Here is a 14,070-nt window from a genome sequence, read left to right as displayed (position 1 = left end):
GCGGGCATTTCCCTAAAGCAGCCATAGCCTGACAAGGGTTAGCGCCCTGACGGCCCCCTGCCGAGGCCTCCGACGGCAAGGTATCAAAGCGTTTCGTGGGCCTTGAGACCCATGCCAACCAGAAAGGTTTCGGACGATTTGTCCCGCGAGGCCTTGGGTTTGAAGGGCTTCACGGTGCGGAAATTCGCCTTGAACAGCTTCACCAGCTCGTCATAGCCGCTGCCATGGAAAAGCTTGGCGACCAGCGCCCCTTCCGGCTTCAGGTGGTGCTGGGCGAAGTCGATGGCAAGCTCGATCAGGTGCGCAACCCGGGCGGCGTCAGCCGAATGGATGCCCGACAGGTTGGGGGCCATGTCCGAAACCACCAGGTCGGCCTTCCGGCCCGCGAGCACGCCCAGCACCTGCTCCAGCAGCTCCGCCTCGCGAAAGTCGCCCTGCAGGAAGGTCACGCCCTCGATAGGCTCCATGGGCAGCATGTCGAGGGCGATGATGGTGCCGTTCAGCGCGCCAGCCGCAGCCCCGTCGGGCGACATGCGCCGCCGAAGGTATTGGCTCCAGGCACCCGGCGTAGAGCCCAGATCGACCACCAGCTGGCCCGGTTTGACCAGGCCCAGCGATTCGTCGATTTCCTTCAGCTTGTAGGCGGCGCGTGCGCGGTACCCCTCCCGCGTGGCCAGCTTGACGTACGGATCGTTGATGTGGTCGTGCAGCCACGCCTTGTTTACTTTTTTGCTTTTCGCCTTGGTGCTCATGGGGAGCCTCTCGTGCTTCGCGCTGCGGTATTCGCGTGGAAGCGGCCCGGCGGTTCGAGAGGTTGCTTTCTACCCTCGATAATACGGGGATGCCCGCCATTCAACTTACCCCTGCCGAGCGCAAGGTGCACCGCGCCGAAGCTCACCACCTGGATCCGATCGTCATGGTCGGTGGAGACGGGCTGACCCCTGCCGTTAAAAAAGAAGCCGATGCGGCGCTGAAGGCCCATGGCCTTATCAAAGTCCGTGTCTTTTCCGACGACCGCCTGGCCCGCGACGCCATGCTGCGCGAATTGGCCGAAGAGCTCGACGCGGCGCCCATCCAGCACATCGGCAAGCTGCTGGTGCTGTGGCGCCCCAAGCCCGAGAAAGAGCGCGTGGTCGACGAAGACCGCATGCCCGGTCCGCGCGACATCAAGGTGCTGAAGTACAGCAAGCGCGGCGGCCAGCGCCCCGAGATCAAGACCCTGCGCGTGCTCGGCAACCAGCGCCTCACCCCCGGCGGCACCATCAAGCGCGCCAAGGCGAAGCGGCCCCTCTCGGCCAAGAAGCGCAACCAGTCGGATTGAGCTGGGTGACACGCCACATCCTCTGCATGAAGTGGGGCACGAAATACGGCCCCGAATACGTCAACCGCCTCTACGCGATGGTGCGCCGCAATCTCAGCGGCGACTTCAAGTTCGTGTGCCTGACGGACGACGGCACCGGCATCCGCCCCGAAGTGACGTGCCTGCCGATTCCGCCGCTCAACCTGCAGCTGGCCCCCGGCCAGCGCGACGGCGCGTGGAAGAAGCTCACCACCTTCGAAAAGGACCTGCACGGCCTGCGCGGCACCGCCCTCTTCCTGGACGTGGACGTGGTGATCGTGGGCAGCCTCGATGCCTTCTTCGAGTACCCGGGCGAGTTCCTGATCATTAAAGACTACGCGCGCCCCTGGCGCCGCGGGCGAATCACCGGAAATTCATCGGTGTACCGCTTCGAGTTGGGTGCCCACGCCGACGTGCTGGCGTATTTCCGCAACAACATGGACAAAGTCCAGGCCGAGTACCGCAACGAGCAGACCTACCTGTCCGCCATGCTGCACAAGCAGGGCAAGCTGGGCTACTGGCCCACAGCCTGGTGCCCGAGCTTCAAGTACCACGGCATTCCCATGTGGCCGACCAACTACTGGGAAGAGCCCTTCGTCCCCGAAGGCGCACGCATCATGGTGTTCCATGGCGAATGCAATCCGCCCGATGCGCTGGCGGGGCGCCGCAACCGGACTTTTCGCTTTATCCGGCCAGCAAGCTGGGTCGCCAAGTTCTGGAAAGAATGAGGTGAACGGATGGCGGTGGGCAGCTTGCCCAACCGCCAGCCTTCAGTCTGCCGAGGGCGTGCGAACGGCGCCCATGCGCCACAGCAGCACGCCGGCGCAGAGCCACTGAGCCAGGTACATCCCGCTTCCCACGGCATGCCACAGCTTGAGGTTATCGCGCGCCAGAATGCGGGGCGCCACGGCATATTGCTGGAGCAGCGCCAGCAGCAATGCGGCCAATATCAGGAAGATTGCGCCCATCGAGGCGCTGTCGATGCGCTCGTCCATCTTTGTTCTGAAATGAATGAGCAGCAGCAGGCCGCAGCCGATGGCGATCCAGCTCTGCGCCTCGAACAATTGCCCGGCAAAATTGCCCGCGACAGCGGGATTGCCAAGCTTCGCGAACAGCATTGGCACCACGAGGAAACCGATCGTCGTGAGACTGCCCCACCAGAAGGCGGCCAGCAGCAGCGCGAGGCGGTCTTTCATGCGGCGCGGCAGGTCAGAGGTAGCGGACCGCGACGATCTCGTAGCGCTTGAGGCCACCGGGTGCCTGCACTTCGGCAACGTCGCCCTCTTCCTTGCCGATGAGCGCACGCGCGATCGGGCTGGAGATGTTGATCAGGCCCAGCTTCAAGTCGGCTTCGTCTTCGCCGACGATCTGGTATTTGACGGCGTCGCCAGACTCTTCTTCCTCGAGTTCCACGGTAGATCCGAACACCACCTTGCCACCGGCATCCAGCTCGGCCGGGTCGATGATCTGCGCGGCCGAGAGCTTGCCCTCGACTTCCTGGATGCGGCCTTCGATGAAGCCCTGGCGATCCTTGGCGACTTCGTACTCGGCGTTCTCGCTCAGGTCGCCCTGCGCACGGGCTTCGGAAATCGCATTGATGACCCAGGGACGGTCCACGGTCTTGAGCTGATGCAATTCAGCGCGCAGTTTCTCGGCACCGCGCTTGGTAATTGGGATGGTCGCCATGTTTGGTTCTCCATAAAGCGAAACCGCCGAACGCTGCCGTTCGGCGGTCGATGAGGGAAAGGATCAGACGAGGGTGCGTCCGGTCAGCCGGCTCAGGATGGCGAGCGGGCTCGAATCTGGATTGTATTGCCTAGCCGCGGGCAGATGAAGGGTCTGCTCGAGCATGTACTGCCCCGCCATGACGGCGTGCGAGGTCTGGTCCGAAAAGCACACCCACACCGAACCAGGCGGGAACTTGGCGGTCTCTTGGGGCGAGCTTTCCTGGTAGGCCATGTCCGACTTCATGCCGTCATGCAGCTGCAGCATCAGGTGGTCGTATTCGCTGCGGAACGACTTGGTCACATGCAACGCCTGCAGCAGCTTGGCCTGCCATCGCACATAAGGCTTGGCACGCGGCAGAAAGCGCTTGGCGATGTCCTCGAAGGGCTCGCCCACGCGCCATACACGCGGCGCCCCTTCGGGATTCACGTTGGTGAAAACGCGCAAAATGCGCTCGCCGTAGTTGGGCCGCGACGGAAATGCATCGACGTGCAGGCGCCGATCATCGGCGCGCCACGACTGCACGCGCGTCTCGACCTGCGTCGGCCGGTAGCTGGTCGGCGCCAGGCGCAGGGCCGGCGTGTAGTGCGGCAGCAAGCCATGGATGAGCTGCTGCGCCTGCGCGCGAAAGCGCCCGACCATCGCCGCAGTCGCGCGCTGCACCTGCTCGTCGCCCGCCACTCCCTTGAGGTGACCGTCGGCATCGAGGCTGATGTTCCGCACGTCGGGCGACAACAGGCTGGGCGTGAGCAGGCTGCGCTCTTGCTGCAGCAGCTCGAAGCCCAGGCGCGGAAAGTACAGCACCTTGCCGGCCTCGAGCGCCGCGATCCACGCCTCGTTGGGCGTGGCCGCGTTCCAGTCGGCCAGGTCCAGTTCGACCAGCTGGGTTTCCATGGCGGCGCTCAGGCGGCTGCCAGTTGCGCGTGCATCTCCTGCACCGAGATCACGCCAAGCTCGTCCATGAAGCCCATGCCTTCGACCGCGGCTTCAGCACCAAAAATGGTGGTGAAGGTGGTTACGCGGGCCAGGAGCGCCGAGGTGCGGATCTGCCGCGAATCGTTGATCGCGTTGCGGCGCTCTTCGACCGTGTTGATGACCAGCGCAATCTCGTTGTTCTTGATCATGTCCACGATGTGCGGGCGGCCTTCGGTCACCTTGTTCACCGTCGCGCATTCGATGCCCGCAGCGCCGATGGCGGCGGCCGTGCCCTTGGTGGCAATGATCTCGAAGCCCAGCTTGACCAAGCCGCGCGCCACTTCCACGGCGCGTGCCTTGTCGTTGTTCTTCACCGAGATGAAGACCTTGCCCGACTTCGGCAGGTGGGTGCCCGCGCCGAGCTGCGACTTTACGAACGCTTCGCCGAAGGTCTTGCCCACGCCCATCACTTCGCCGGTCGATTTCATTTCCGGCCCGAGGATGGTGTCCACGCCTGGGAACTTGACGAACGGGAACACGGCTTCCTTCACGCTGAAGTAAGGCGGAGTGACTTCCTTCGTCACGCCCTGCGACTTGAGCGACTGGCCGGCCATGCAGCGTGCCGCCACCTTGGCGAGCTGGATGCCCGTGGCCTTGCTCACGTAAGGGACGGTGCGGGAAGCACGCGGGTTCACTTCGAGCACGTAGATGACGTCCTTGCCGTCCTTCTGCTGGATGGCGAACTGCACGTTCATCAGGCCCACCACGTTGAGCGCGGCGGCCATCGCGGCGCTCTGGCGCTTCAGCTCGGCAATCGTTTCGGCGCTCAGGCTGTACGGCGGCAGCGAGCAGGCGGAGTCGCCCGAGTGCACGCCAGCTTGCTCGATGTGCTCCATCACGCCGCCGATCAGGGTCTGGCCTTCGGCATCGCGCAGGCAGTCGACGTCGCATTCGACGGCATCGTTCAGGAAGCGGTCGAGCAGCACCGGCGAGTCGTTGCTGACCTTGACGGCTTCGCGCATGTAGCGCTCGAGATCGCGCTGCTCGTGCACGATTTCCATCGCGCGGCCGCCAAGCACATAGCTCGGGCGCACCACCAGCGGGTAGCCCAGCGCGGCGGCCTTTTCGAGCGCCTCAGGTTCGGTGCGCGCCGTGGCGTTCGGCGGCTGCAGCAGCTTGAGTTCATGCAGCAGCTTCTGGAAGCGCTCACGATCTTCGGCCGCATCGATCATGTCGGGCGAGGTGCCGATGATCGGCACGCCGTTGGCCTCGAGGTCGAGCGCGAGCTTGAGCGGCGTCTGGCCGCCGTACTGCACGATCACGCCGAGCGGCTTCTCCTTGTCGACGATCTCGAGCACGTCTTCGAGCGTGAGCGGCTCGAAGTACAGCCGGTCGGAGGTGTCGTAGTCGGTCGATACGGTTTCGGGATTGCAGTTGACCATGATGGTCTCGTAGCCGTCCTCGCGCATCGCGAGCGCGGCATGCACGCAGCAGTAGTCGAACTCGATGCCCTGGCCGATGCGATTGGGACCGCCGCCGAGCACCATGATCTTCTTCTTGTCCGTCGGGTCGGCTTCGCACTCGTCTTCATAGGTCGAGTACATGTAAGCCGTGTTGGTCGCGAACTCGGCTGCGCAAGTGTCCACGCGCTTGTAGACCGGGCGCACGCCGAGGGCGCGGCGCTTCTCGCGGACCGCGGTGTCGGTGGTCTTGAGCTGCTTGGCCAGGCGGCGATCGGAGAAGCCCTTCTTCTTGAGCGCGAGCAGCGTGTCCTTGTCGATGTCGTCGAGCGACTTGGTTTCGAGTTCGAGTTCGATCTTCACGATCTCTTCGATCTGCACCAGGAACCACGGATCGATCTTGGTCAGCGCGAACACTTCCTCCACGCTCAGGCCCATCGCGAAGGCATCGCCCACGTACCAGATGCGCTCGGGGCCGGGCTCGCCGAGTTCCTTCTCGAGCACTTCGCGGTCCTGCGTCTTCTCGTTGAGACCATCGACGCCCACCTCGAGGCCGCGCAGCGCCTTCTGGAACGACTCCTGGAAGGTGCGGCCCATGGCCATCACCTCGCCCACGGATTTCATCTGCGTGGTGAGGCGCGAATCGGCCTGCGGGAATTTCTCGAATGCGAAACGCGGAATCTTGGTGACCACGTAGTCGATCGAGGGCTCGAACGACGCGGGCGTGGCACCGCCCGTGATCTCGTTGCGCAGCTCGTCGAGCGTGTATCCCACAGCCAGCTTGGCCGCGACCTTGGCGATCGGGAAGCCCGTGGCCTTGGAGGCCAGCGCCGAAGAACGCGACACGCGCGGGTTCATCTCGATGACGACCATGCGGCCGTCCTTCGGGTTGATGGAGAACTGCACGTTCGAGCCACCGGTGTCCACGCCGATCTCGCGCAGCACGGCCAGCGAGGCGTTGCGGAGAATCTGGTATTCCTTGTCGGAGAGCGTCTGCGCGGGTGCCACGGTGATCGAGTCGCCGGTGTGCACGCCCATCGGGTCGAGGTTTTCGATCGAGCAGACGATGATGCAGTTGTCGGCCTTGTCGCGCACGACTTCCATCTCGTACTCTTTCCAGCCGAGCAGCGATTCTTCGATCAGCAGCTCGTTGGTGGGCGAGGCTTCGATGCCGCGCTTGCAGATGGTCTCGAACTCTTCCGGGTTATAGGCAATGCCGCCGCCAGTGCCGCCGAGCGTGAAGCTGGGGCGGATCACGGTCGGGAAGCCGACCGACTTCTGCACGGCCCAGGCCTCGTCCATCGAGTGGGCGATGCCGGAGCGCGCCGAGCCGAGGCCGATCTTGGTCATCGCGTCCTTGAACTTCAGGCGGTCCTCGGCCTTGTCGATGGCCTCAGGCGTGGCGCCGATGAGTTCGACCGGCTTGTTGGTGGCCGCGCCGGTGTACTTGTCGAGCACGCCGTTGCGCCAGAGGTCGAGCGCGCAGTTGAGAGCGGTCTGTCCGCCCATGGTCGGAAGGATGGCGTCGGGGCGCTCCTTGGCGATGATCTTCTCGACCGTTTGCCAGGTGATCGGCTCGATGTAGGTGACGTCGGCCGTGGCCGGGTCGGTCATGATCGTCGCGGGGTTGCTGTTGATCAGGATGACCTTGTAGCCCTCCTCGCGCAATGCCTTGCAAGCCTGCACGCCGGAGTAGTCGAACTCGCAGGCCTGGCCGATGATGATCGGGCCGGCGCCGATGATGAGAATGGATTTGAGGTCTGAGCGCTTGGGCATCTTATTTGTCCTTGGTGAAACCGATGCCGCGGCCGCTGTAGGCGCCCGGCTTCGGCTCATCCATCAGTTGATGGATCGCGTTGAATACATCGCGAAAGTTCTGGTCGTATCGCTGTTCCAGCGCGTTCAGCTTGCGCTTGAGATCGGCGTGCTCCGACAGCATGCTGCGCAGCTTGACGAAGGTACGCATGATCTCGATGTTGACGGCCACGGCGCGTTCGCTGCGCAGCACGCTCGACAACATGGCCACGCCCTGTTCGGTGAACGCCACGCTTCGGTAGCGCGCACCGCCCGAGCCCGGCTTCTCGGGTTTTGAGATCACAAGTTGTGATTTCAAATTCTCGAGGTCCTGGTTCTCCAGCGTGAAGGCGAAATCCGCCGGAAAGCGATCGAGGTTGCGGCGCATGGCCTGCAACAGCACCCGGGTCTCGACGCCATAGAGCGCGGCAAGGTCCTGCGCCAGCATGACCTTGAGGCCGCGCAGCGCGTAGATCTTGCCCTCGGCATCGCGCAAGGCGGCGATGACCGAAGCGTCGAGCACCGCGGGTGCATCAGCCACGTGCCTGCTCCATGAGCGCGGTGAAGCGGTCGAACAGGTAGCCGATGTCGTGCGGGCCGGGCGAGGCTTCAGGGTGGCCCTGGAAGCAGAACGCCGGCTTGTCGGTGCGGGCGAGGCCCTGCAGCGTGTTGTCGAACAGGCTGATGTGGGTGGCGCGCAAGTTGGCCGGCAGCGACTTCTCGTCGACCGCAAAGCCGTGGTTCTGGCTCGTGATGCTCACACGGCCGTTGTCCAGGTCTTTTACCGGATGGTTCGCGCCGTGGTGGCCGAACTTCATCTTGAAGGTCTTCGCACCCGAGGCCAGCGCCATGATCTGGTGGCCCAGGCAGATGCCGAAGGTGGGAATGCCGGTCTCGATGAGTTCCTTGACCGCGCTGATGGCGTAGTCGCAAGGCTCCGGGTCGCCCGGGCCGTTGGCCAGGAAGATGCCATCGGGCTTGAGCTTTAGCACGTCCGCGGCAGGCGTTTGCGCCGGCACCACAGTGATGCGGGCGCCGCGCTGCGCGATCATGCGCAGGATGTTCTTCTTGACGCCGTAGTCGAACGCCACGACGTGGAACCTGGGCGTGATCTGCACGCCGTAGCCCGCGCCCAGCTTCCACTCGGTTTCGGTCCACTCATAGGTTTGCTTCACCGACACGACCTTGGCCAGATCGAGCCCGGCCATGTTGGGCGCCCCCTTGGCGGCGGCGATGGCCTTGTCGATCAGCGCCTGCGTGACCGCCTCACCCGCGGCGAGGCCCAGGATGCAGCCGTTCTGCGCGCCATGGGTGCGCAGGTGGCGGGTCAGCTTGCGGGTGTCGATGTTCGCGATGGCCACCGTCTTGCCGGCCACGAGGTATTCGCTCAGCGTGGCCGTCTTGCGGAAATTGGATGCGACGAGTGGCAGGTCTTTGATGATCAGGCCAGCGGCATGGATCTTGTCGGCTTCGATGTCTTCCCCGTTGACGCCGTAGTTGCCGATGTGCGGATACGTGAGGGTCACGATCTGCTGGCAATAACTCGGGTCGGTGAGGATTTCCTGGTAACCGGTCATGGAGGTGTTGAACACCACTTCACCGGTCGTGGAGCCGGTGGCTCCGATCGAATTGCCTTGAAAGACCGTGCCGTCTGCGAGCGCCAGGATGGCGGGCGGGAAACTTCCCTTGAGAGACAAAAGCACTGGGTTCTCCGGATGGTTACGGTCGCCCGGAGCCCCAGGCGCGTTGCCTGCGGACTGCTGCTTAAGGGGATTTTGGCGTTAAAGGCGGCCGGGCGACGCTATTGCGAGTAAGCCCCCGATTGTAGCTCGGCGGCACCGCTCTCCCGCCTTGCAGCGCCGTAAAACATACGCCGCTCATGCCTTTACGGCATCGCCAAATCAGGAAAGGGCGTGCGCCAGCCCGGCCGCGCCGCTCGCGTGCAGGCAGATGGCCGCCGCGGCGGCCACGTTCAGCGATTCCTCGCCTCCCGGCTGCGCAATGCGGATGTGGTGCGTGGCCCGCGCTTCGAGGGCCGGCGAAACGCCCTGCCCCTCGTGGCCCATCAGCCAGGCGCACGGGTTTGGCAGGCGCGCCTGGTGCAGCCATTCGCCCCGATGAGAACTGGTGGCCACCAGCGGCACCTTCAGCTCGTCGAGCGCGTCGGCCTCGACGCCTTCGATCAGCCGGAGGCCAAAGTGCGCGCCCATGCCCGCACGCAGCACCTTCGGCGCCCACAGCGCGGCCGTGCCCTTGAGCGCGATCACCTGCTTGAACCCGAAAGCGGCCGCGCTGCGCAGGATGGATCCGGCATTGCCGGCATCTTGCAGCCGGTCGAGCACGACACTCGGCGCGTCGGGTAGCAGCGCGGGCCGGGAAGGCAGTTCAAGCACGAATCCCATGAGGGCCGGCGATTCCAGCCCGCTGGCAGCACGCAGAAGTTCGTCGGCAACAACTATCGTTTTAGTAGCAGCATTCGACCACTCGACGGGAGCTGATGGCCAATAAGTCTCCGAAAAAATGGCGATGGCGGGCTTGACCCCCCGCTCGAGCGCTGCGCGGCAGAGATGGTCGCCTTCGAGCCACACGCGACCGAGCTTGCGGTAGGCGCCCGGGTCCTGGGCCAGCTTGCGCAAGTCCTTGAGCAGCGGGTTGTCGCGCGAGCTGATGTGGCTCACGCCGTCGGGAGTGGTCATTTGGCGGCTCAGGGCTCGGCGCGCAGGTCGAGATGCACGGTTTCGACCGTTGCAATCAGTGCCGGCGTCGGCAGGGCGGCGGTTACGTCCAGCGCGGCGGCGTCGCCCATCGTGCGCGCCAGCGCCGCAGCCACCGGACTGAACGACCTGCGGTGATGAACGCATGCCCCGTGGCGCAACAGCGCCTCCAGGTGCTCCGGCGTGCCATAGCCCTTGTGGCCGGCAAATCCGTAAAGGGGGAACTCGACGTGCAGCTGCTGGCACAGGCGGTCGCGATGGACCTTGGCAAGAATCGATGCAGCGGAAATTGCCTTGATTCGGGCATCCCCGTTGACGATGGCTTCGGCCAGCACATCGAGCGTCGGCAGGCGGTTGCCGTCGACCAGCACCTTGGCAGGCTTCAAGCGCAGGCCCTCGACCGCGCGGCGCATTGCGATCATGGTGGCCTGCAGGATGTTGTGGGTGTCGATTTCTTCCACGCTGGCCTGCGCCACCGAGCAGCACAGCGCCTTGGCCAGGATCTGGTCGTTCAGGCGTTCCCGCTGCAGCGGCGTGAGCGTCTTGGAATCGGCGAGGCCCCGGATCGGGCGCTTGTCGTCCAGGATGACGGCTGCTGCGACCACCGGCCCGGCCAGCGGACCGCGGCCCGCCTCGTCCACGCCTGCAACGAGGCCCGGAGCGTCCCACACGAGGGCAGCCTGCTCAGCCTTCAAGAACTTTCTGGATCGCATCTGCGCAAAGTGTCGGCGTATCGCGCTGCAGTTGCACGTGCAGCTCTGAAAATTTTTGTTGCAGCGCCTGCGTCTTTTCAGGCGCGTCGAGCCAGGCGAGCGTGGCATGGGCCAGCGCCTCCGGCGTGGCCGCATCCTGCAGCAGCTCTGGCACCACAAACTCGCGCGACAGGATATTGGGCAGTCCCACCCAGGGCTGAAGCTGCTTGCGCTGCATGAGGCGCCACGACAGCGCGTTCATGTTGTAGGCAATGACCATCGGGCGCTTGAACAATGCCGCCTCGAGCGTGGCGGTTCCGCTGGCGATCAGCGTAACGTCGCAGGCCGTCAGCGCGGCGTGCGACTGGCCGTCGAGCAGCATCACGCGGTCAGCGATGCCGCTGGCCTGCAGCAAGGCTTCCACCTCGACACGCAGGCCCGGCAAGATGGGCGCGACAAACCGGAGCGCGGGCCTTGTCTTCAGCATTTGCGCGGCGGCGGCGAAAAACCGGGCAGCCAGGTAACGCACCTCCGACCGGCGGCTGCCGGGCAGCAAGGCGACGACCTCCGCATCCGGTGCCAAGCCCAGCGCCGAGCGGGCCGCGGCGCGGTCAGGCGCCATGGGAATCACGTTGGCCAGCGGATGCCCAACGTAGCTGCCCTGCACGCCGTGCTCTGCCAGCAGCGCGGGCTCGAACGGAAAGATGCACAGCACGTGGTCGGCCGCGGCGCGGATCTTTTCGATGCGGTCCGGGCGCCAGGCCCAGATCGAGGGACAGACGAAGTGCACCGTCTTCATGCCGCGGCCGCGCAATCCCGCCTCGAGATCGAGGTTGAAATCAGGGGCGTCCACGCCGATGAAGAGTTCGGGCCATTCGCGAAGCAGCCGCGCCTTGAGCTGGCGGCGGATGCCGGCAATCTCGGCATAGTGGCGCAGCACCTCGATGTAGCCGCGCACCGCCAGTTTTTCTTGCGGCCACCAGCTCTGCAGGCCATGCGCGAGCATGCGTGGCCCGCCGATACCCACCGTCTGCAGCGACGGCCAGCGCGTCTGCAGGCCATCGAGAAGAAGGCCGGCGAGCAGGTCGCCGGACGCTTCGCCCGCCACCAGCGCGAACCGCCGCTGTTCGTCCTTGCCCATGCCGGCAGCTAGTTCAACGCGCGATGCCGCGCGTCGAATTGGCCAGGAAGCGCTCCATCAGCGCCACATCCTCGGCCGCCTCGGGCGTGTCGTTCGCCAGCGCGGAGATTTCGGCGCGCGCCTCTTCGAGCGTCTTGCCCTGCCGGTACAGCAGGCGATGCATCTGCTTGACCGCGGCCAGGCGCGGGGCGGAAAAATCGCGGCGGCGCAGGCCGACCAGGTTGAAACCGCGCACCGCCAGAGGATTGCCGTCCACCAGCATGAAGGGAGGCACGTCTTGCGACACGGCACTGGCAAAGCCGACCATCGCGTGCGCACCGATCGAGACGAACTGGTGAATGCCGGTCAGCCCGCCGATGGTGACCCAGTCGGCCAGGTGCACGTGGCCGGCCAGCGTGGTGTTGTTGGCGAGCGTGGTGTGGTCATCGACACGGCAGTCGTGCGCGATGTGCGTGTACGCCATGATCCAGTTGTCGTTGCCCACGCGCGTGATGCCGCCCGCCCCGGGCACGCCGAGGTTGAAGGTGCAGAACTCGCGGATGACGTTGCGGTCGCCAATGACCAGTTCGGTCGGCTCGCCGGCGTACTTCTTGTCCTGCGGCACTGCGCCAATCGACGAAAACTGGAAGATCCGGTTGTCGCGGCCGATGGTGGTGCGGCCCTCGATCACGCAATGCGCGCCAATGGTCGTGCCGGCACCCACCCGCACGTGCGGGCCGATGATGGTGTAGGGCCCCACCGAAACCGAGGCGTCGAGCTCTGCCTTCGGATCGATGAGCGCCGTCGAATGAACCTGCGTCATGCCTTGTTGTAACTGCCGCGAGATCAGTTGATCTGGCGCATGGCGCACATCAGCGTGGCCTCGCAGGCGAGTTCGCTGCCGACGCGGGCGCGGCCCTTGAACTTCGAAATGCCGGCTTTCATGCGCTCGATTTCAACCTCGAGCGTGAGCTGGTCGCCGGGCTCCACGGGGCGCTTGAAGCGTGCACCGTCGATGGCCGCGAAGTAGTACACGGTGTTGTCGTCGGGCACGATGTCCAGCGAATGGAACGACAGCAGCGCCGCGGCCTGCGCCATCGCTTCGAGCATCAGCACGCCCGGCATGACTGGGCGGTGAGGAAAGTGGCCGTTGAAGAACGGCTCGTTCATCGTCACGTTCTTGAGCGCCGTGATGCGCTTGCCCTTTTCCATGTCCAGCACGCGATCCACCAGCAGGAACGGGTAGCGGTGGGGCAGCAGCTTGAGGATTTGATGGATATCGAGCGTCGTCGTCATGATTTTCTGTTCCTGCATCGTCTTCACTTTTTCTGGGGGGCCTTCTCCAGCGCCTTCAGTCGTTCGCGCAGGCTGTGCAACTGCTTGAGCGTTGCAGCATTTTTTTCCCAGCTCGCATTGTCGTCGATGGGGAACATGCCGGTGTACTGGCCGGCCTTGTGGATCGAGCGCGTGACCACCGTGGCGGCAGACACATGAACGCCGTCGGCCACCGTGAGATGGCCCAGCACGATAGCGCCGCCGCCAAAGGTGCAGTGCGCGCCGATGGTGGCGCTGCCCGCCACGCCCACGCAGCCCGCCATGGCGGTGTGCTTGCCGACGCGCACGTTGTGGCCGATCTGGATCAGGTTGTCGAGCTTGACCCCGTCTTCGATGACGGTGTCGTCGAGCGCGCCGCGGTCGATGCAGGTGTTGGCGCCAATCTCGACATCGTTGCCGATGCGCACCGCCCCCAGCTGCTCGATCTTGACCCACGCCCCCTGGTGCGGCGCCAGGCCGAAGCCGTCGGCGCCGATCACCACGCCGGGGTGCAGCAGGCAGCGCTCGCCGACCACGCAGTCTTCGCTGATCGTCACGCGCGACTTCAGCACCGTGCCGGCGCCAATGCGTGCGCCCCGCTCCACCACGCACAAGGCGCCGATGCGCGCCGTGGCGTCCACGTGGGCTTCGGGATGGATCACCGCCGAGGGATGGATGCGGTCGGCCTCGGGACGCGCATGGTGCGCCTTCCACAACTGCGTAAGGCGCGCAAAGTAGAGGTACGGATCAGGAGCGACGATGTAAGCCCCGCGTGCCGCCGCGGCTTCGCGCATGGCGGGCGAGACGATCACGCAGGCGGCCTTGGAGGCCGCCAGTTCCTGCTGGTATTTGGGATGGCTCAGGAAACTGAGCGCATCGGGCTGCGCATTCTGGAGCGGCGCAAGCCGCTCGATGGACAGCGCCGCGTCCCCGTGGAGCTCGCCCCCCAGGGCGCTGACAATGGCTCCGAGCTGCAGTGACACGCCGTTTTTTGCGG

The 14,070-nt window shown here is 65.0% G+C and carries 15 protein-coding genes; 2 read left to right on the top strand and 13 right to left on the bottom strand.

The window, feature by feature from the left end; all coding sequences use genetic code 11:
- Window positions 1-83: 83 nt before the first annotated feature.
- Window positions 84-752 (bottom strand): RlmE family RNA methyltransferase, encoded by a 669-nt coding sequence (locus J2X92_RS16350; protein WP_307577001.1) that lies wholly within the window; start codon window positions 750-752, stop codon window positions 84-86.
- 89 nt (window positions 753-841) lie between these two features.
- Between J2X92_RS16350 and J2X92_RS16345 the strand changes: the two genes are divergently transcribed.
- Together J2X92_RS16345 and J2X92_RS16340 are read left to right on the top strand one after the other, a co-directional pair.
- Window positions 842-1,321 carry a YhbY family RNA-binding protein gene (locus J2X92_RS16345; RefSeq protein ID WP_055796764.1) on the top strand — a complete coding sequence of 160 codons (480 nt, stop codon included), beginning with the start codon at window positions 842-844 and terminating at the stop codon, window positions 1,319-1,321.
- Between the two features lie 26 nt (window positions 1,322-1,347).
- The gene (locus J2X92_RS16340; protein ID WP_307577000.1) at window positions 1,348-2,067 is read left to right on the top strand and encodes a glycosyltransferase; all 720 of its coding nucleotides are present in this window, start codon (window positions 1,348-1,350) and stop codon (window positions 2,065-2,067) included.
- Window positions 2,068-2,109: 42 nt separating this feature from the next.
- On the opposite strand, the gene J2X92_RS16335 is transcribed toward J2X92_RS16340, so the two are convergent.
- The 12 genes from J2X92_RS16335 to lpxD all read right to left on the bottom strand — a co-directional run bounded on the left by J2X92_RS16335 (window position 2,110) and on the right by lpxD (window position 14,056).
- The gene (locus J2X92_RS16335; protein ID WP_307576999.1) at window positions 2,110-2,535 is read right to left on the bottom strand and encodes a DUF4149 domain-containing protein; all 426 of its coding nucleotides are present in this window, start codon (window positions 2,533-2,535) and stop codon (window positions 2,110-2,112) included.
- A gap of 13 nt (window positions 2,536-2,548) precedes the next feature.
- Window positions 2,549-3,025 (bottom strand): transcription elongation factor GreA, encoded by a 477-nt coding sequence (gene greA, locus J2X92_RS16330; RefSeq protein ID WP_307576998.1) that lies wholly within the window; start codon window positions 3,023-3,025, stop codon window positions 2,549-2,551.
- A 63-nt stretch (window positions 3,026-3,088) separates the two neighbouring features.
- Window positions 3,089-3,958 (bottom strand): Kdo hydroxylase family protein, encoded by an 870-nt coding sequence (locus tag J2X92_RS16325; protein WP_307576997.1) that lies wholly within the window; start codon window positions 3,956-3,958, stop codon window positions 3,089-3,091.
- 8 nt (window positions 3,959-3,966) lie between these two features.
- Window positions 3,967-7,215: a carbamoyl-phosphate synthase large subunit gene (carB, locus tag J2X92_RS16320; RefSeq protein ID WP_307576996.1), complete on the bottom strand. Its 3,249-nt coding sequence runs from the start codon at window positions 7,213-7,215 to the stop codon at window positions 3,967-3,969.
- Between the two features lies 1 nt (window position 7,216).
- On the bottom strand, window positions 7,217-7,774 hold the full coding sequence (locus tag J2X92_RS16315; protein WP_307576995.1) for an ORF6N domain-containing protein: 558 nt from the start codon (window positions 7,772-7,774) through the stop codon (window positions 7,217-7,219).
- Window positions 7,767-8,936 carry a glutamine-hydrolyzing carbamoyl-phosphate synthase small subunit gene (carA, locus tag J2X92_RS16310; RefSeq protein ID WP_307576994.1) on the bottom strand — a complete coding sequence of 390 codons (1,170 nt, stop codon included), beginning with the start codon at window positions 8,934-8,936 and terminating at the stop codon, window positions 7,767-7,769. Before carA ends, J2X92_RS16315 begins: the two co-directional genes overlap by 8 nt.
- A 198-nt stretch (window positions 8,937-9,134) precedes the next feature.
- Window positions 9,135-9,929 (bottom strand): TrmH family RNA methyltransferase, encoded by a 795-nt coding sequence (locus tag J2X92_RS16305; protein WP_307576993.1) that lies wholly within the window; start codon window positions 9,927-9,929, stop codon window positions 9,135-9,137.
- A gap of 8 nt (window positions 9,930-9,937) precedes the next feature.
- Window positions 9,938-10,660, bottom strand: coding sequence for a ribonuclease HII (gene rnhB / locus J2X92_RS16300; RefSeq protein ID WP_307576992.1), 723 nt, complete (start codon window positions 10,658-10,660; stop codon window positions 9,938-9,940).
- Window positions 10,632-11,780 (bottom strand): lipid-A-disaccharide synthase, encoded by a 1,149-nt coding sequence (gene lpxB / locus J2X92_RS16295; RefSeq protein WP_307576991.1) that lies wholly within the window; start codon window positions 11,778-11,780, stop codon window positions 10,632-10,634. Before lpxB ends, rnhB begins: the two co-directional genes overlap by 29 nt.
- Before the next feature lie 13 nt (window positions 11,781-11,793).
- Window positions 11,794-12,582 carry an acyl-ACP--UDP-N-acetylglucosamine O-acyltransferase gene (lpxA, locus tag J2X92_RS16290; RefSeq protein ID WP_307576990.1) on the bottom strand — a complete coding sequence of 263 codons (789 nt, stop codon included), beginning with the start codon at window positions 12,580-12,582 and terminating at the stop codon, window positions 11,794-11,796.
- A gap of 23 nt (window positions 12,583-12,605) precedes the next feature.
- The gene (gene fabZ, locus J2X92_RS16285; protein ID WP_307576989.1) at window positions 12,606-13,055 is read right to left on the bottom strand and encodes a 3-hydroxyacyl-ACP dehydratase FabZ; all 450 of its coding nucleotides are present in this window, start codon (window positions 13,053-13,055) and stop codon (window positions 12,606-12,608) included.
- Between the two features lie 23 nt (window positions 13,056-13,078).
- Entirely contained in the window at window positions 13,079-14,056 is a 978-nt protein-coding gene (lpxD, locus tag J2X92_RS16280; RefSeq protein WP_307576988.1) for a UDP-3-O-(3-hydroxymyristoyl)glucosamine N-acyltransferase, read from the bottom strand.
- Between the last annotated feature and the right edge of the window lie 14 nt (window positions 14,057-14,070).

This window comes from Variovorax paradoxus, from assembly GCF_030811855.1.
In the GTDB taxonomy this organism is placed as follows: Bacteria; Pseudomonadota; Gammaproteobacteria; order Burkholderiales; family Burkholderiaceae_C; genus Variovorax; species Variovorax paradoxus_L.
This window is presented reverse-complemented; position numbering and strand designations above follow the sequence as displayed.

What these genes read in the sequence shown, in the direction of transcription:
- J2X92_RS16350 (WP_307577001.1), bottom strand. Translation starts at nt 752, where the DNA reads ATGAGCACCAAGGCGAAAAGCAAAAAAGTAAACAAGGCGTGGCTGCAC.
- J2X92_RS16345 (WP_055796764.1), top strand. Translation starts at nt 842, where the DNA reads ATGCCCGCCATTCAACTTACCCCTGCCGAGCGCAAGGTGCACCGCGCC.
- J2X92_RS16340 (WP_307577000.1), top strand. Translation starts at nt 1,348, where the DNA reads ATGAAGTGGGGCACGAAATACGGCCCCGAATACGTCAACCGCCTCTAC.
- J2X92_RS16335 (WP_307576999.1), bottom strand. Translation starts at nt 2,535, where the DNA reads ATGAAAGACCGCCTCGCGCTGCTGCTGGCCGCCTTCTGGTGGGGCAGT.
- greA (WP_307576998.1), bottom strand. Translation starts at nt 3,025, where the DNA reads ATGGCGACCATCCCAATTACCAAGCGCGGTGCCGAGAAACTGCGCGCT.
- J2X92_RS16325 (WP_307576997.1), bottom strand. Translation starts at nt 3,958, where the DNA reads ATGGAAACCCAGCTGGTCGAACTGGACCTGGCCGACTGGAACGCGGCC.
- carB (WP_307576996.1), bottom strand. Translation starts at nt 7,215, where the DNA reads ATGCCCAAGCGCTCAGACCTCAAATCCATTCTCATCATCGGCGCCGGC.
- J2X92_RS16305 (WP_307576993.1), bottom strand. Translation starts at nt 9,929, where the DNA reads ATGACCACTCCCGACGGCGTGAGCCACATCAGCTCGCGCGACAACCCG.
- rnhB (WP_307576992.1), bottom strand. Translation starts at nt 10,660, where the DNA reads ATGCGATCCAGAAAGTTCTTGAAGGCTGAGCAGGCTGCCCTCGTGTGG.
- lpxB (WP_307576991.1), bottom strand. Translation starts at nt 11,780, where the DNA reads ATGGGCAAGGACGAACAGCGGCGGTTCGCGCTGGTGGCGGGCGAAGCG.
- lpxA (WP_307576990.1), bottom strand. Translation starts at nt 12,582, where the DNA reads ATGACGCAGGTTCATTCGACGGCGCTCATCGATCCGAAGGCAGAGCTC.
- fabZ (WP_307576989.1), bottom strand. Translation starts at nt 13,055, where the DNA reads ATGACGACGACGCTCGATATCCATCAAATCCTCAAGCTGCTGCCCCAC.